This window comes from Rossellomorea sp. GAMAL-10_SWC, assembly GCF_049568075.1.
Taxonomy (GTDB): Bacteria; Bacillota; Bacilli; order Bacillales; family Bacillaceae_G; genus Gottfriedia.
The window spans coordinates 661,986-678,904 of the sequence record NZ_CP144911.1 but is presented as its reverse complement, the minus strand read 5'-3'; the positions used below and the strand labels follow the sequence as shown (position 1 = coordinate 678,904).

At 33.2% G+C, this 16,919-nt stretch carries 20 protein-coding genes; 9 read left to right on the top strand and 11 right to left on the bottom strand.

Translation table 11 applies throughout. The annotated features are described in order from the left end of the window. Positions 1 to 471: 471 nt before the first annotated feature. Positions 472 to 849: an FAD-dependent oxidoreductase gene (locus tag V5E38_RS03310; protein WP_499212193.1), complete on the bottom strand. Its 378-nt coding sequence runs from the start codon at positions 847 to 849 to the stop codon at positions 472 to 474. A gap of 100 nt (positions 850 to 949) precedes the next feature. Then, positions 950 to 1,231 (bottom strand): FAD-dependent oxidoreductase, encoded by a 282-nt coding sequence (locus V5E38_RS03305; protein ID WP_499212192.1) that lies wholly within the window; start codon positions 1,229 to 1,231, stop codon positions 950 to 952. Positions 1,232 to 1,491: 260 nt separating this feature from the next. Here V5E38_RS03305 and V5E38_RS03300 point away from each other — a divergent pair, with 260 nt between their 5' ends. Continuing rightward, positions 1,492 to 2,043, top strand: coding sequence for a YvdQ family spore coat protein (locus V5E38_RS03300; RefSeq protein ID WP_499212191.1), 552 nt, complete (start codon positions 1,492 to 1,494; stop codon positions 2,041 to 2,043). 210 nt (positions 2,044 to 2,253) lie between these two features. On the opposite strand, the gene V5E38_RS03295 is transcribed toward V5E38_RS03300, so the two are convergent. Both V5E38_RS03295 and V5E38_RS03290 read right to left on the bottom strand, forming a co-directional pair. Continuing rightward, positions 2,254 to 2,961 (bottom strand): SDR family oxidoreductase, encoded by a 708-nt coding sequence (locus V5E38_RS03295; RefSeq protein ID WP_499212190.1) that lies wholly within the window; start codon positions 2,959 to 2,961, stop codon positions 2,254 to 2,256. 57 nt (positions 2,962 to 3,018) lie between these two features. Further along, the gene (locus tag V5E38_RS03290; RefSeq protein WP_499213502.1) at positions 3,019 to 4,191 is read right to left on the bottom strand and encodes an MFS transporter; all 1,173 of its coding nucleotides are present in this window, start codon (positions 4,189 to 4,191) and stop codon (positions 3,019 to 3,021) included. A gap of 249 nt (positions 4,192 to 4,440) precedes the next feature. Between V5E38_RS03290 and V5E38_RS03285 the strand changes: the two genes are divergently transcribed. Then, entirely contained in the window at positions 4,441 to 5,355 is a 915-nt protein-coding gene (locus V5E38_RS03285; RefSeq protein WP_499212189.1) for a LysR family transcriptional regulator, read from the top strand. Between the two features lie 46 nt (positions 5,356 to 5,401). Here V5E38_RS03285 and V5E38_RS03280 read toward each other — a convergent pair whose 3' ends face one another. Next, on the bottom strand, positions 5,402 to 5,818 hold the full coding sequence (locus V5E38_RS03280; protein WP_499212188.1) for a MerR family transcriptional regulator: 417 nt from the start codon (positions 5,816 to 5,818) through the stop codon (positions 5,402 to 5,404). A gap of 210 nt (positions 5,819 to 6,028) precedes the next feature. Here V5E38_RS03280 and V5E38_RS03275 point away from each other — a divergent pair, with 210 nt between their 5' ends. The 3 genes from V5E38_RS03275 to V5E38_RS03265 all read left to right on the top strand — a co-directional run bounded on the left by V5E38_RS03275 (position 6,029) and on the right by V5E38_RS03265 (position 8,380). Continuing rightward, complete coding sequence (locus V5E38_RS03275; RefSeq protein ID WP_499212187.1) at positions 6,029 to 7,069, top strand: NAD(P)-dependent alcohol dehydrogenase; 1,041 nt, start codon at positions 6,029 to 6,031, stop codon at positions 7,067 to 7,069. 165 nt (positions 7,070 to 7,234) lie between these two features. Beyond that, positions 7,235 to 7,648: a cupin domain-containing protein gene (locus V5E38_RS03270; RefSeq protein WP_499212186.1), complete on the top strand. Its 414-nt coding sequence runs from the start codon at positions 7,235 to 7,237 to the stop codon at positions 7,646 to 7,648. Positions 7,649 to 7,936: 288 nt separating this feature from the next. Further along, complete coding sequence (locus V5E38_RS03265; protein WP_499212185.1) at positions 7,937 to 8,380, top strand: YndM family protein; 444 nt, start codon at positions 7,937 to 7,939, stop codon at positions 8,378 to 8,380. Between the two features lie 169 nt (positions 8,381 to 8,549). Here the strand turns inward: V5E38_RS03265 and V5E38_RS03260 are convergent, their stop codons facing one another. The 5 genes from V5E38_RS03260 to V5E38_RS03240 form a co-directional block, all read right to left on the bottom strand. Next, on the bottom strand, positions 8,550 to 9,314 hold the full coding sequence (locus V5E38_RS03260) for an ABC transporter permease (RefSeq protein ID WP_499212184.1): 765 nt from the start codon (positions 9,312 to 9,314) through the stop codon (positions 8,550 to 8,552). Between the two features lie 2 nt (positions 9,315 to 9,316). After that, on the bottom strand, positions 9,317 to 10,075 hold the full coding sequence (locus V5E38_RS03255; protein ID WP_499212183.1) for an ABC transporter ATP-binding protein: 759 nt from the start codon (positions 10,073 to 10,075) through the stop codon (positions 9,317 to 9,319). Positions 10,076 to 10,157: 82 nt separating this feature from the next. After that, on the bottom strand, positions 10,158 to 10,502 hold the full coding sequence (locus tag V5E38_RS03250; protein WP_499212182.1) for a DUF1048 domain-containing protein: 345 nt from the start codon (positions 10,500 to 10,502) through the stop codon (positions 10,158 to 10,160). Positions 10,503 to 10,520: 18 nt separating this feature from the next. Then, positions 10,521 to 10,898: a DUF1048 domain-containing protein gene (locus V5E38_RS03245; RefSeq protein ID WP_499212181.1), complete on the bottom strand. Its 378-nt coding sequence runs from the start codon at positions 10,896 to 10,898 to the stop codon at positions 10,521 to 10,523. 1 nt (position 10,899) lies between these two features. Next, entirely contained in the window at positions 10,900 to 11,223 is a 324-nt protein-coding gene (locus tag V5E38_RS03240; RefSeq protein WP_098231526.1) for a PadR family transcriptional regulator, read from the bottom strand. Between the two features lie 620 nt (positions 11,224 to 11,843). On the opposite strand from V5E38_RS03240, the gene V5E38_RS03235 reads away from it, so the two are divergent. Continuing rightward, positions 11,844 to 12,182: an ArsR/SmtB family transcription factor gene (locus V5E38_RS03235; protein ID WP_499212180.1), complete on the top strand. Its 339-nt coding sequence runs from the start codon at positions 11,844 to 11,846 to the stop codon at positions 12,180 to 12,182. Between the two features lie 20 nt (positions 12,183 to 12,202). Beyond that, positions 12,203 to 13,159 (top strand): cation diffusion facilitator family transporter, encoded by a 957-nt coding sequence (locus V5E38_RS03230; protein WP_499212179.1) that lies wholly within the window; start codon positions 12,203 to 12,205, stop codon positions 13,157 to 13,159. A gap of 375 nt (positions 13,160 to 13,534) precedes the next feature. Here the strand turns inward: V5E38_RS03230 and V5E38_RS03225 are convergent, their stop codons facing one another. Next, on the bottom strand, positions 13,535 to 14,875 hold the full coding sequence (locus tag V5E38_RS03225) for an aminotransferase-like domain-containing protein (protein WP_499212178.1): 1,341 nt from the start codon (positions 14,873 to 14,875) through the stop codon (positions 13,535 to 13,537). Positions 14,876 to 15,010: 135 nt separating this feature from the next. Here V5E38_RS03225 and V5E38_RS03220 point away from each other — a divergent pair, with 135 nt between their 5' ends. Then, on the top strand, positions 15,011 to 15,634 hold the full coding sequence (locus V5E38_RS03220; protein WP_499212177.1) for a nitroreductase family protein: 624 nt from the start codon (positions 15,011 to 15,013) through the stop codon (positions 15,632 to 15,634). A 151-nt stretch (positions 15,635 to 15,785) separates the two neighbouring features. Then, positions 15,786 to 16,721, top strand: a complete 936-nt coding sequence (locus V5E38_RS03215; RefSeq protein ID WP_499212176.1) for a DMT family transporter — start codon at positions 15,786 to 15,788, stop codon at positions 16,719 to 16,721. Positions 16,722 to 16,919 lie beyond the last annotated feature (198 nt).

Genomic DNA, 16,919 nt, shown 5'->3' with positions numbered 1-16,919 from the left:
TTCCTGTTTTTCCCTTTTCTATTAACATTTTAATTAGATATAAAGTTGCATTTTGACAAATGAAGCCTTTATCAGAATGAATTAGTTGATTTCGGATTCTCGCTGTTTTCCTTACTCATGAACTGAGTTACTAATTTTCAGATTCTTGCTGTTTTCCTTACTCATGAACCATTTATTTATGTGATCGCTCATCTTAGTAGTTTGAATAAGGTACGGTGATAAAATCACTACATTTATGATTTCTGCTTCTTTACTTACTCATAAACCCTTGATGAGTTACTACATTTCGGATTTCTGCTTCTTTACTACTCATGAACCCTCTATGAGTTACTATATTTCGAATTCTTGCTTTTTTACTTACTCATGAACCATTTATGAATTATTATTACATTTCGAATTCTGGTTTTTTCCTTACTCATGAACCCCAATTAAACGAAAAAACCCAACAAATCGTTGGGTTAGTTACATTACTTATAAATTATTAATACCATTTGCAGTCCGAACTCCTGCTTCAATTGCCCCTTGCATCCACCCAGGAGTAGATGATGCATGTGAACCCCCAAAATGAATTCTTCCTTCTGGAGAACTAATATAGGGACCGAGCTCTTTTTGTTGATTCGGTTTATACATAACAAATGCACCACCGGATAATGAAAATTGTGTCCAGCTCTGCGAATAACCTACTAAAAATTCTTTATAAACCACATCACCAAAAATGGTTGAAAGATTAGCTAATGCTTTATCAATACGTGTATTGTTATTCATATCAATGGCATATGTGAGTAATTCTATAGCATTTTTTCCTTTTTCATTTGGAGCGACTGGATAATTTAATATGTCCGGATTCATCTCGTAATTTTTTACATTTGTTAATATATTATTGACGTAAATTAAATCATTTGGGCGTACTATTAATAAATTGATTTACTTTTAAATTAAATTTTTTTATCTATGCAAATGTTAAATGGTGGAATGAAGGGATACGCATTGCTCGAAGTTCAGTATACTGGTTATTAAGAAATGGTTCTCTCTTTGTATAAATTCTTCCCCCAATTCTGCGATTAGCCTCGATAATCGTAACTTGATGCCCGGCTTCTTTCAAAAGTGATGCACTAACTAAACCAGATATACCTCCACCAATTATGGTAACTCTCTTTGGTGAATTTGTTTTAGCTAATCCATTTTGAATGATCTCAAGCATTTCCTCCATTGAAAGGGCTTCTCGAACCAAAGGATACCACCTCATCTTGAAAAAAGATTATCTTATAAACACTATTCGATTTCAAGAAGATGTAGAATTCAAACAAATATTTTGTATATATATCTAAGAAAAAAAGTGAATCTAAAACCTATCCATTTAGCTGTTTTAATAAGTAACACAATGTATAGCTTCCTAAGTAAACGCCTATTAGCTCATTTAAATAAATAGTATAAAATACTCAAAAGGTTCAATAATAATTTTTGTACCTACCTCTTTATAAGGAGTTTAGTATGAATTTATTTGAGAAGGGAAGTAAATTTATAATGGGAGTATTAAGTGGAAATCCACAAAATGAACCTTTACATTATGGAGAAGTCTATGGTCTATGGAGTCACCTATCGGTTACTAAAGCAGGTGTAGATACTTACCAAGTTTATATTAACCATACAGGTGATGAAGAGCTAAAAGCATTTTTAAAACAAGTAATTGAAAGTTCTATGAAACCTGCAATTAAAGAAATTGAAGAAGTACTTCTACATAATGATATTGCAGTCCCTCCTACTCCATCAGAACGACCAGAAGCAGATTTGGAACAAATTCCAGCTGGAGCTAGATTTCAAGATGCTCAAATCGCTTACATGGTTGCTGCTGGAATAGCAGCTGGAGTTACTGCTGATGCATCATTAATGAGCCAATCAATTCGTGAAGACATTGGTACGATGTTTGCTAGTTTTGGTGCAAAAAAAGCGAAAGATGGTGCGGCACTACTACAAATCATGAAAACAAAAGGTTGGTTAGTCCCACCGCCACTTCACTTTGAAACAAAGCAACAACAACATTAAAAAAATTGTCCACCTATAATATTAGGTGGACTTTTTTAGTTTATTGGTGCAATCTTATTGCAATTTGGTTGTTATATTATGAATGAAGTCATATTTTCTAGTCAAGGGATGAGTGCACAGCTTGCCTAGGACTTGCTTGATACAGATGGTCCACACTCATATCAGCACCTACACATTTTTTCAATATTTTTCATTTGCTAAGAAAGGTAATTACCAATCAATTCTTTCTCCATCTCTAAAAAATTCTCCATTAGGTCCATCATTTCCAATTGTCGCTAACCAAATAATAGACTTGGCAGCTTGCTCAGGAGTTCTTGGGGCAGATGGTCCACCCATATCAGTACTTACCCATCCCGGATCGACGGCATTTATTTTGATGTCTCCTTTGATTTCTGCAGCTAGCAATCTTGTCAAACCATTTAGAGCAAGTTTCGATAGCTTATAAGCTCCTACTTCTGGATATGCCATTTCACTCATCGCTCCATATTCTGAAGAAACATTAATAATTCTTCCATAACCTTGTTTTTCCATAATAGGAATAAAGGTACGAATCACATGGTATGCCCCGAAAAAGTTGGTTGTCATCGTTTTCTCGAGAATTGTAGGTTCCATTTTTAATAAGTCTTTATCTTCATGAAAAATCACACCGGCATTATTAATCAATACATCTAATCTTCCATACTCCTTATTAACAATAGTTGCGGCGTTTTTGATACTTTCTTGATTGTATACATTCATCTCTATAAAGGAAACGTCTAGATTGAAATCATTAAATTTCTGAGCTATTTTTTCTCCCTTTTTAGGATCACGGCTTGTTAAAATCACCTTAAAACCATTCAAAGCCAATTGTTGGACTAGCTCATATCCAATCCCCCGATTTCCGCCAGTTACTAGTGCAATTCTTTTTTCAAGTAACATACAGCTCCTCCTTGTATCGTTATTCAATTTAATACCCATTAAAAAGGTTAGTCTCCCTTATAAGTAGAGTTGTTTAGTTGAATTATATAAATAATTTCTAAATAGAATACTTACCAAACCTAGTATCAATGATAAAATTCCCACTAATATGACATATCGTGTACCTAGCTCCGTTATAAATGCCCCACCTACAGCTGTACCGATCGTTGTTCCTATGTTACAAGCAGACAAAAATAAACCGTTAGCAAAATCTGGGGCCTCGGGTGCTGATGATGTAATCCAATATTGATTGATATTACCTCCAATACCAGCTAAAATCCCCCATGCTAATGTAATAAACAAAACAGGTACAGTAAAACCACCTGTTAAGAATAAAATAATATAAACGCCCCCTAATAAAAATGGATAGATGACTACATATTTACTCGCATTTTTCGTAAGTAATTTTCCTGCTACTACGTTGCCTATAATATTAGCACTACCAAATATGAAAAATATTAAACTAATAAGTTTCGGTGACATATTGGTAACTGTTTTTAAATACTCAGCAAAATAACTATATACTCCAAATACCGCTGAATTTAATAAAATTACCCCTACGATTGAAAGCAATGTAATTGATTTTTTTAAAACGCTTAATTGCCTTCCGTAAGAAAGTCTTTCCTTTACAGGCATCGATGGTACAAAGAGTAATGTAGCAATGAATACAATTGCATTAACAAAAGCAAAGAACGCCATTGCTAGTTGCAAATTACCTGCACTTGCAATAAAACTTACGATTGGTACACCTACAACCATCCCTGCAGAAACCCCAATAAATACTTTAGAGACAGCTTTTGTAGCTTCATCTTTACTTACTGAAGCAGCAGATACTGTAAAAGCTAATGAACAATAGATAGGATGAAAAAATGCTGGTATTAAACGAGCTAGCAAAAGAACGTTAAAACTACTTGTAAATATTGATACTATATTCCCCACTAAAAAAATACTAAGAACAAGTAACATCACTTTCTTGCGATCTATCCCGGAAAATAATAGTGGCATCGTTGGTCCAGCTATTGCAACAGCAAGTGCAAATAGACTCACTAACAACCCAGCTTGAGATACACTAACATTGTATTGCACAGCAATGTCAGGTAATATACCAATAACCCCCATTTCAGTGTTTAAAATGCCGAAAACACCAAACGTCAATATAAATATAAGTAAGTAATTATTTCTCACTCTAATCCTCCTTCATTAAACTTTTAAAAGTTAAAACACTCTATCATGAATGAATATCGAGAGTGTTTACATATTTACATTTTAAAAGTCACAATTCACTTGATGCCCAGTCTTCTTACTGTTTGATTTCACTCTTTGTAATCTATTCTAGCGTACACTTTTCATATAGCAATTGCTTATATCTTATAAACAGATATGCTTGATAGGCATGACGAGTTTATATATACTGGTATCATTATTGAGGGGGAATGATGCATGGAACTAAGAGTATTGCGATATTTTCTTACTGTAGCAAGAGAAGGAAGTATTACGGGTGCTGCAGATTTTTTGCATATTACTCAGCCTACCTTATCAAGACAGATAAAAGATCTTGAACAAGAGTTAGGAAAAAAACTATTTACTCGCAGTAGTCACAGTATTATTCTTACAGAAGAAGGAATGATTCTGCGAAAAAGAGCAGAAGAAATCGTTGATATGGTAGATAAATTAGAGGCAGAATTTAGCTCAATGGAAGAAACTATAAGTGGTGATGTTTACATAGGTAGTGGAGAAACAGAAGCCATGAAACAGATTGCGCGAGTAGTTAAAAATATACAGCTAAGCTACTCAAGTATACGTTATCACCTTTACAGTGGTAACGAAGACGATGTGACTGAACGACTAGACAAAGGATTACTTGATTTTGGGATTCTAATTCAACCCGCTGATTTATCAAAATACAATTATATAAATATCCCAGCAAAAGATGTTTGGGGCGTTGTTATGAGAAAAGACAGTCCTCTTGCCTTAAAAGATACTATTCAAGCAGGGGATTTATTAGATGTTCCCTTAATCTGTTCAAGACAAGCAATGAAAAAGACATTTTCTAAAAATGAATTTGCGGATTGGTTTAGTGAGGAATTTGATAAACTAAACATCGTGACTTCATACAACCTAGCTTATAATGCTGCAATTATGGTTGAAGAAGGTATTGGTTATGCGATCGTACTTGATAAAATCGTGAATACATCTAGTGATAGTAATCTTTGTTTTCGACCGTTAGAGCCAAGGCTAGAATCTGGCCTAAATATCGTTTGGAAAAAACATCAAGTTTTTTCGGTTGCTGCAAATCTTTTTTTAAGAAAAATCCAGGAGGAATTTTCAAATTTTTCAGATGTTCTCTCAAATTAATAACCCCCAATACTCATATACATCCATATGAATATTGGGGATTCTGTTACTTAGTAATAAAAGTCCCTATTTTTTTACTTTTAAAAATCTCTTCCGTTCCTGCTTCCAAAGCAGTCTTGTAATATGAACATTTATGCTGGATTATTTCCATTGTTCTTTTTAATTCTTCCATCTGTGCTTCTACACTAGCTTTTCTTTCCAAAAACATATCATATCTTTGTTGTAATGTAGAGTCCCCGTCAGAACACCATTCAATGAAATTTTTAATTTCCTTAATAGGCATTCCAGTCGCTTTCAAACATTCAATTACTTTTAAAGCTTCTATATCGGATTCTTTAAACACTCGTATTCCACTAGTTGTCCGTTCTACAAAAGGCATAAGTCCTTCTTTGTCATAGTATCGCAAAGCATAAACTGTAAGATTCAATTCTTTTGCAACTTCGCTGATCGAATATGTTTTCAATTTTACTCTCCCTTTCATCAAGAATTAGACCTCGAGTTAACTCTATTATTATGAATGGATTTTATCACGTTATTTTTTTGATGTCATTTTTAAGAACACAAAAACTGGTTCATTCTTAAAAATATAATTTATTCACTTGACCTAGAGTTAACTAGAGGGAATATCATGATGGTGAAAGAGAAAAAAATATTATTTTTTGGAGGTTTTATTATGATTACTGCAAAAGCACGCGCTGTAGATGGTCCAGACAAATCCTTTCGAGTTGCTGAAATCAAACGACGTGATCTTGATTTAAATGATGTTCTAATTGAAATTAAATATGCTGGAATATGCCATTCTGACATTCATACTGCACATGGAGAATGGGGTAATGTGCACTACCCACTTGTACCGGGGCATGAGATTGCCGGAATAGTTACAGATGTAGGTGCAGAAGTAACAAAATACAAGGTTGGTGACAGAGTTGGAGTAGGCTGTATGGTAGACTCATGTGGCCATTGTGAAAACTGTCATAAAGGTGAAGAACAGTATTGTCTCAAAGGAAATACTCCCACTTATGCTGGTGTTGACAAATACGGCGAGCCAACTCAGGGTGGTTATTCAACCCACATTGTAGTAACGGAGGATTTCGTAGTTAGAATTCCAGATAACATTGAACTTGATGCTGCTGCACCATTACTTTGTGCGGGTATTACTACATATTCACCATTAAACCATTGGGGAGCAGGACCTGGTAAAAAGATTGCTGTAATTGGTATGGGCGGTCTTGGTCATATGGCTGTAAAAATTGCAAATGCAATGGGTGCAGAAGTAACCGTTCTGTCACAAACATTGAACAAAAAAGATGATGGTTTACAATTTGGAGCAAGCCACTACTATGCTACAAACGATGCAGAAACATTTGAAAAACTTACAGGTACTTTCGATTTAATTATTAACACTGTAAGTGCAAAGATTAACTTGGATGCCTATTTAAGATTACTCACTCTTGATGGTACCCTAGTAAATGTCGGTGCTCCAGCAGAGCCGTTGTCACTAAGTGTTTTTTCACTTATAGGTCATCGTCGTTCATTTGCGGGTTCAATGATCGGAGGAATTCGTGAGACTCAGGAGATGTTAAACTTCTGTGGGGAACATAATATTGTTCCTAATATAGAAGTTATTTCTGCCGATCAAATTGATGAAGCATACAAGCGAGTTTTAGCTTCTGATGTGAAGTATCGATTTGTCATCGACACTAGCACTATGTGAGTTATGCAATTTAATTTTTTCTTGAGATGTGCTAAAAGCAATGCTTTTGTGGCATCTTTTTAATATGGATTGTCCTTTAACTATGTCGACTTTTATAAGCAAACTGTCCATTAAGAGATGAATACTCGACCACGTTATAAATGAAGTTTATTGGAGGAATTAGTAATGATAAAAAATGAAGAAATAAAAAATGGCGTCATATTCCCTGTTGGTGAAAAAAATGAAGCATTCGCACAATTTTTTGTAGGACAAAGTTATCTTAAAACCTTAATCGATGATCCTAATGTGAGTGTTAGTGTTGGGAACGTGACCTTTGAACCTAGTTGCAGAAATAATTGGCATATCCATCGAGATGGATTTCAAATCTTATTAGTAACCGGTGGAGAAGGTTGGTACCAAGAAGAAGGTAAACCCGCTCAATTTTTAAAGGCTGGTGATGTGATTGTTACCCACGATGGAGTGAAACACTGGCATGGTGCTACTAAGGATAGTTGGTTTGAACATATTGCAATAACCGCAGGCACACCAGAGTGGCTGGAATCTGTTTCAGACGAAGAATATAGAACATTAACTAAGTAATTAATTTGTAACTAGTACATCGAATCATGGGTTCGATGCGTTAGTTATTGCATTTCTATTGAATGGATGAAAACAAATTTTGTTAGAATTAGAATTAATAAACGATCCCTACTTTGAAAATGAATTCAAAAAAAATCCCTTTTCATATATTCATTGCTCTTGAGAACCATTTATAATATTTGAATGTTCATTTGTATTTATGCTAATTTTTTTTACTTTAGGCCTTTATAAAATAAAAAAGAATATATGTGAAATTAATTCCTCATAATAAATACAGGAGGGATTTCAATGAAGCATATAAAAGCATTTGTCATTAAATTTTTTGCTTGTCTTGCATTATTATATATAATCTTAGGTATTGGGTACGATATGGCATTTAGAAATGTATTTCTGATAACGTTAGTTTTAGGCGTAATTGCATATATCGTTGGTGATTTGTTGATCTTACCCAAAACTAATAATACGATAGCAACAATAGCGGATGTAGGACTAGCATACTTAATTATTTGGTATATGGGTTCAAAGTTAACATATGGTGGTAGTATGGTAACACCGTCTTTAATTTCCGCAATTGGAATTGGTTTGTTTGAAATCTTTTTTCATAAATATGTTTATAATAATGTTATTAAAAATACTGAACATCGAGAGAATGTTTCAACTGGAAATTTACGTTACCAAACCGAGGCATCAGAAGAATTGACTCCTGAAATACATGATAAAAATAAAAAATAACTGTATTTCAAAAGATGAAAAAGTCGATAATAAAAGACTTTTATAAAATATTGTAATAAGTATTTCTTTAGAGAAACTAAGGTTTCTCTTTTTTTATTTCATAAATACAATGTAAACCCGGAAAAAGTACAGAGTGAAAGAATTCCTCCCCACCCTGTACTTCGTCATTTTATTTCATTCGTTTTTTATAAACCTTCATCGAAATCACATAAAATAAAATCCCAATTCCCACTAGCCATAAAACTGCTGTTAAAATGGCACCATAGTCCGACTGCCCAGCTAAAAGGGAACGCACACTTTCGGCAATTGGTGTCATTGGCTGATTTTCGGCAAAAGCTCGAAGCTTGCTACCCATATTATTTGTTGGTACAAAGGCAGAACTTACAAACATTAAGCCCATTAGTAGATAAGAGAACACGCTCGCACCTTCATACGATTTTGACATTAGTCCACATGCTACTGCAATCCAAGTGAAAGAAAATACGGTAAGCAGGATCATACCAGCTGCTAATAGCCACTCCACAAAATCAGCGTGAGGACGGAATCCCATGATAAAAGAAATAAGAATCACTGCAGCAACTGATAATAAGTTTAATAATAATGTTGAGATGACATGCCCTCCCAATATCGATGATTTGGCGATTGGCATGGAATGGAATCGATCAAAGATGCCTCTAGTCATGTCTGTATTCACTCGAACTGCTGTATAAGAAATACCCATCCCAATACACATTAGCAACACACCTGGAACAATAAAATTCACATAATCTACTTTATCCATTGTCATGGCACTACCGAAAATATAGACAAAAGCAAGCATAAGCATAATCGGCATGAGAATTGTTGTGATAATTGTGTCAATACTTCTAAGTGAATGCTTCATCACCCGACTACTCATTGTAATGGTATCGCTGAAAAAATGGTTTCCACTCATTACTATTCTCCTTTCTTTCCGGTAACAGCGAGGAAGATTTCTTCAAGGTTCGGCTGTTTTTCCACGTATTCCACTTTTTTAGGTGGAAGAATTGCTTTTAATTCATCCAATGTTCCTTGTACTAGAATCTTTCCTTCATGTAAAATCGCAATATTGTCAGCTAGTTGTTCGGCTTCTTCTAAATACTGGGTAGTGAGAAAAACGGTAATGCCAGCTTTCGCCATATCACGAATCACTTCCCACAAAGCTAAACGTGCTTCAGGGTCAAGTCCAACAGAAGGCTCATCAAGAAAAACAAGTTCAGGTGACCCAAGTACTGTCATTGCTAAATCCAAGCGTCGTTTCATACCGCCTGAATAAGTAGCAAGAGCACGATTACCAGCTTCAACTAAATCAAAACGTCGTAGACTTTCTTCCACTGCTTCTTTCCGATTAGGCAAGTGGCGAAGTTTTGCTACTAGATCGAGATTTTCACGTCCTGTCAAAATATCATCTACTGCAACGTTTTGTCCCGTTAGACTAATTTTTTCACGTACTTGTTGTGGGTTTGTTTGAATGTTGGCATTACAAACTTCAATTTCCCCCTTATCTGCTTGTAATAATGTAGTCAAAATTTTAATAATAGTTGTTTTACCAGCACCATTTGAACCAAGTAAAGCGAAGACAGTGCCTTTTTTCACTTCAAAATCTACACCTTTGAGAACCTCAATTTCTTTGAAGGATTTTTTTAGCCCTTTCACTGAAATTGCTGTATTACTCATAATCATTTCCCTCCCATATTTAAAGTTGAAGGCGCGTTTCACTGCGTCCTTGCGCCTTCAACTATTTTTGTATATATCAAGCTTATTTTTTCTTACCCACACGATCTAGAATGCTTTTGTTCAAATTATTGCGTAATTTATCATCCCATCTTTTCGCTTGATCGGTAAGTCCATTAGCAAATGCTGTTAAGTCTTCACCTGTCACTTCCAATACGTCTTTGCCATCTGCCGCACCAGCTTCAAACAAATCAATGAGATCATATTGGATTCTCAGCATATCCATGCCACTTCCTGAGGCGTAACTCCACATATAGTTGCAGATTGTTTTGTAGGCTTCTGAGTAGTTTCCAGGCAAAGCTTCCACACGCGCCATCATTTCTTTGTATTCCTTTTTGTCATCAAGTAACTTTTTGATAAAATTTATCATGATCTTTAGCCCCCTAATTTATTTTTTATTCGTCCATATTTTTACTTGCTGTTCTACTCTACGCTCAATGTCATTTTTCAAATCTACTTGGCTTCCTATTAGTCCTGCCGATTCTCCATCTAGTTTTGAAAGAGCCATCAATTCGTCAGCAAATGCAGCCACGTCTTCACCCGTAACATCTAGCACATGCTTGCCTTCTGCTGAACTTGCTTCAAACAGTTCATACAAATTGATAATTTCTTCCCCAAATCCATATCCGAAATTCCACATGTATTTTTGGATCTTTTTGAACACAAATGCGTAATCTTTAGGAAGGGCATTTACTTTTTTCATAAATGCTTTGTATTCCTTCTTGCTTTCTAAATCGCCAATGATTAGCTCTATAAATTTCTTCATATTACTTCTCCCCTTTTAAGCTATTTATTTTTGATGAAACAAAATCCCATTTTTTCCAAAATTGCTGTAATTCCTCATGCCCAGCTTCGGTTAATGAATAAAACTTCCGAGGTGGGCCCATTTCAGAACGTTTTTTTTCAATATTTACTAATTCCTTCTTTTCGAGCCTGATCAGAATCGTGTAGACTGTACCTTCGACAACCTCTGTAAAACCTAAATCATTAAGCAGACGAGTAATCTCATAGCCGTAAGTATCACCTCGACTAATGATTTCCAGTACACAACCTTCTAACGAACCTTTGAGCATTTCTGTTAAATTTTCCATGACTTACACCTCCTCTATTCGTTGGTTAAATTAGGTTTCGGTCTAAATTGAATAGATAAAACCGTTTTTCAAGCTAATTAGTAATACAGATATTCAGTGTCACTTAGTACCAGTTAAAAAAAATATCTAAAATAGTCAATGAATCAAGGATTTCATATAATAATTTTTACATGAACTCTTTTCAGCTATCTAGCGTGACTGATATTCAGTCTTACTTAGTAATAGTATATTGTATTACTGAGTAGAGAAAATGTGAACCATTTTATAAAAAAATTTTATAAACATTTTCAAACTTTTTAGTATTACAGATACTCAGTATTACTTAGTACTATTACATAGTATCACTAAGTAGTGTAATTATCAAGTTGTTAACAAAAAAATTTGAGTTTTGTTTTACCAACTAAAAGTGAGTAATAATGAAAATGAAAATATTACCTTATGTGTAAAAAATCATACTTCTAGGTATAAGATTTTGTAGTGATCAGAAAAATAGACATAGAAAAACGATTGACTTATATGAATAAATGCTCATATAATAATAATAATAATATTATATATATATGAATACATGTTCATATACACATGTATTTATTATTATAGATAACTGGAGGAAACTCTCATTGACGAATGATAATATTCAACCATGCGAACAAAACCTTGAAAACAAACAACATTTAGATCAAGAAACATTGTTTGTAGTATCTCAAACATTTAAAGCTTTAAGTGACCCAACTCGAATACGGATCTTAAATTTATTATGTACGAAAGAACATTCCGTTAATGAAATTGCAGATATTTTAGATTTGGGTCAATCAACCGTTTCACATCAATTGCGATTTTTAAAAAATTTACGATTAGTCAAATTTAGACGTGAAGGTACTACTCTCTTCTATTCACATGACGATAACCACATTATGAATTTATTAAAACAGGCAATTGAGCATGCTACACATACCTAACATTTTAATAAATAGGGGGAATGAAAGTAGGACATAATCATGAACATACTCATACCCACAATACAAATAAAAAAGTATTACTAATTTCATTTTTCATTATTACAGGCTATATGATTATTGAAGCAATTGGCGGTTATATAACAAATAGTCTTGCACTATTATCGGATGCTGGTCATATGTTAAGTGATTCAATCTCACTAGCAATCGCGTTAGTCGCATTTAAATTAGGTGAAAAAGCCGCAAGCAAAAGTAATACATTTGGTTATAAACGATTCGAAATTCTTGCTGCAGTATTAAATGGCGTCACGTTAATTTTGATTGCACTCTATATTTTTTTCGAGTCGATCAAGCGTTTCACAAATCCACCTGAAATAGCTTCAACTGATATGCTAATAATCAGTCTAATTGGTTTATTAGTGAATATACTAGTGGCTTGGATTATGATGCGTGGTGCAGACACCGAAGAAAATATCAATATGCGCGGTGCTTATTTACATGTCTTAAGTGATATGCTTGGTTCAGTTGGTGCGATTATTGCTGCACTACTAATGATTTTCTTTGGGTGGGGCTGGGCAGATCCATTGGCGAGTGTGATTGTTGCCGCATTAGTATTGAGAAGTGGCTATTTTGTCACAAAAGCTTCTATTCATGTGTTGATGGAAGGAACTCCAAAAGAAGTCAATCTAAACGAAGTGATTCAACTAATAGAAAATACAGATGGGATCGAAAGTGTACATGATTTACACCTTTGGACGATTACAAGTGGTCTAAATGCCCTTTCTTGTCACGCTGTGGTGGATGACCAATTAACAATTGAAGAGAGCGAAATTATTTTACGTAAAATTGAACATGACCTTGAACATAAAGGCATTATGCATGTCACAATTCAATTAGAAACAGCTGCTCATAAACACGATAATTCAATCCTTTGTCAATTAAAGAATGAGCCCTCTTCTCATCACCATCATCATCATTAAAAGAACTATAAAAGAGATAGATACATTCTATCTTTTCTTTCTTAATACTTCACAAAAAATGTGTAAAACACATGATTAATAATCCTAAAGTGAATCCAGTAAAGATAAAACCATGACATTGATTGTTCATGAAGTTTTTTTGGACTCAACTAACAATATGTAATAACTGAATTACAATACTATATAAGTTAAAAAACATAATTATATATTCTACTTAACCATCACACAATTCCTCATGTTTATAAAATATTGAATAGTCCATCGAATCATTTAGATTCTCTGGACTATTTTTATATCATCTACTATAAGGGGTACAGTCTACTAATTGGTGCTTTTGGTAATTTAATAGGTTACTTTACCGATACGTATCATTGTTCATACAAAGTAATTGTTAGTGTTATTTAATGAATTAGCTATTTGTCTTATTCCATTTTCAATATCTGTAGGTTCACAATTGGAAACGTTGATTTTTAATAATTTTTCTTGAAAATAGTTATCTAAATAGTTTTGCTTAATAGATTTCACCTGAATATTTTGTTCATTTAATTGTTTAATTAATGCAGTCATATCAACTTGTTTGGGTAATACAATATGACTGTGCATTACGAGGTCGGTTGCGTACTTGAAATTTATTAGATGAGTTTTTAAAGACGTTTGAAGTATTTGAGCACGAGTTAGATATTTATCTCTGACTTGTTTTTGATAGTGTTCAAACATACCACTTTTTAAATACAGCTCTATAGCTACTTGTGAAATCATTGAACTATCGATATCGATTACTGTTTTAAATTGCTGAAAAGTTTCTATTAACGAATCAGGTAAAACTGCTATACCAATACGTAAACCTGGGAACATAATTTTCGAAAAACTTTTCAAGTAAATAACACGTCCATGTACATCATTTGCAAACAGAGGATCATTTTTATTCATATATTCAAAATCTGCTAAATAATCATCCTCTACTATATAAATATTATATTTATAAGCTAATTTTAAGATTTCTAATTTTTCTTTTTTATTATAGGAAGTTCCTAATGGGTTTTGAAATCTTGGCATAGTATAAAAAAATTTAATATCACCCTCACGGAAAATTTGTTCGAGTTCTTGTAGATTAATCCCCTCTATTGTTCGCTTTATCCCTATTACAGGTAATTTATATAGTTTTACTAAGTCAATGTATAAATGATAGCTTGGCTGCTCTACTAAAATCTTAGTTTTATTGTTTGAAAAAGGCATAGTACTCAGTAAAAAAAGAGCTTGCTGAACGCCTGAAGTAATAAATATTTGTTTTTTTTGAGCAAATACTTGATATGATTTTAATAATTTTTCAACCTCATTTATTAAAGACGGTAAGCCCTTATCGGTACCGTATTGAAATAAGTCAGCTTGAAACGTATCAATTGCTTTATTTAAACAATGTTGGAAATCTTGATACGGAAACGAATGCCAATTAGGAGCTGAAGTCGCAAAATCAATTTTACTCGTTTTAAATGGCTGTTTAAATATCTTATGCTCAACTACATAAAAGCCACTTTTAGGTCTTGCATAAATAAGGTGTTGATTTTCTAATTTCTCAAGTGCAGTAAGGATACTACTATTACTACAAGAAAATTGTTTCGCTAAATTTCGTATTGATGGAATCTTTGATCCCGCTTTTAACTCTCCAGATTGAATTTGAGTAAGTAAAGATTGATATACATATTCATATTTGAGCATTTTATAACTCCTTTAAAGGATCTTGTATTTTTCCTGTATCGGTACAGATGTCTAATTTTTAAATGTTACATTTTAAAATGCACATAAAATATAAGTATCGGCCGGTTCAAAATTTAGTATAGGGAGAGATGTATTTTGCCAGAACAAAAAACAAAGCAAACTCTTTCATTGAAAGATTCAATCGAATCACGTCGTAGTATTCGAAAATTTATTCAAGAAACAATCCAAGACGAAGAAATCCAAGAAATATTCAAACTTGTTAGATTGACACCTAGTGCATGGAATATTCAACCATGGCATTTTCATATTATCAAGGATATTCAACTAAAGGAAAAACTTCAAGAAGCAGCTTATGGTCAGAGACAAGTAACCTCTGCTCCAGCAGTTGTAATTATTTCAGTTGATATGGAGAATTCGATTAGTCGTTTATCGGAAACAATCCATCCTGGTATTTCTGAAGATCGAAAACAAATTGAAATAGCTAATCTTTCATCTGTTTTTGAAAAGATGAGTAAAGGAGAACAAATAGCATGGGGTCTAACACAGGCAAATATTGCACTTGGTTTTCTTTTACTAGCAATTCAAGGTCTTGGTTATTCAAGCGTGCCAATGTTAGGCTTTGATCAAGCGAAAGTTAAAGAACTGTTAGGCCTTCCCGGGCATGTAGCTTTTGCTGCTATGGTACCATTTGGGCGCCCAGACTCAGATGGTTATGAACATCATCGTTTTGATTTAGATAAAATAATTACTTTTCATTAATAGCAAGGAGCAGGCTTTTTAAACCTGCTCCTTTCGACCTTATGGTTGAATCCTCCTGTACCGATACAGATACAAATTATTTACCTCGATAAGAATTACTTTTTTACATAATATTAGCATTAACAGTTCTGATTAATAGGGGGAAAACATTATGACGGATAAAAGAAAAGCTTATTTAGCGATTACTATTTGTTCATTAATCATTGGGTTATCATTTCTTTTTGTAAAACAAACGTTAACAATAGCATCACCACTTGATACCTTAGCACATCGTTTTACAATTGCCTGGCTTGCTGCCACAATCATTTTAATCTGTAGAAAAGAAAGTATTAGGATTAATAGAGGTGATTTAATTAAAATTTCATTTCTTGCCACATTTTATCCAGTACTATTTTTCTCATTGCAAATTTTTGGACTTATGCATACAACCTCCTCTGAAGCAGGTGTTATACAGGCTACAGTTCCAATATTTACTTTGCTACTAGCTAGCTTACTATTAAATGAATCATCAACAATTGTACAAAAAATTGCGATATTCATTTCTGTTCTTGGGGTCATGTATATTATGTATATGAATGGAGTTAAGAACATTAATACTAGTATCGTAGGTAGTATCTTAATCTTATTATCAGCGCTAGCAAACTCAATATATAATGTTTTAACAAAAAAACTCCTTCAACAATATTCATTATTTACGATCACATATTTCATTACTCTTATTGGGTTTATTGTATTTAACGGAATTACTCTATTTTTGCATTTAAGGAATGGAACAATTCAACAATATATCCAGCCTCTTAAACATAATGATTTTATAATTGCTATATTATATTTAGGGATTTTTTCTTCTTTAGGTACATCCTTTCTTTCAAATTATGCTTTATCAAAATTACCGACTTTTCAGATAAGTGTATTTCAAAATCTATCTACACTTATTACAATTTTAGTTGGTATTCTGTATCTCAAAGAGTCATTCCATTATTATCATATAATTGGTAGTTTTCTTATTGTCTTTGGGGTTGTTGCTGTAAATTACTTTAATAAGAAAGTAATCCTAGATAAGCATATTCGTAAAATAAATATGTAAATTTATTATTCATAAAAATTTTAATAACTATTTGATGAAGTACAAGTTGCTAACTAAGATACTAAATCTTTATATTAAAAAAACATAATAGCTTTTTCTCTTTCAAGTAATGTTTTAGATAGAGTAACATGAAATAAATAAATGATTTAATAATTAATATTTATTTATACGAAAATAAACAGGTCCTTAATAATCGAG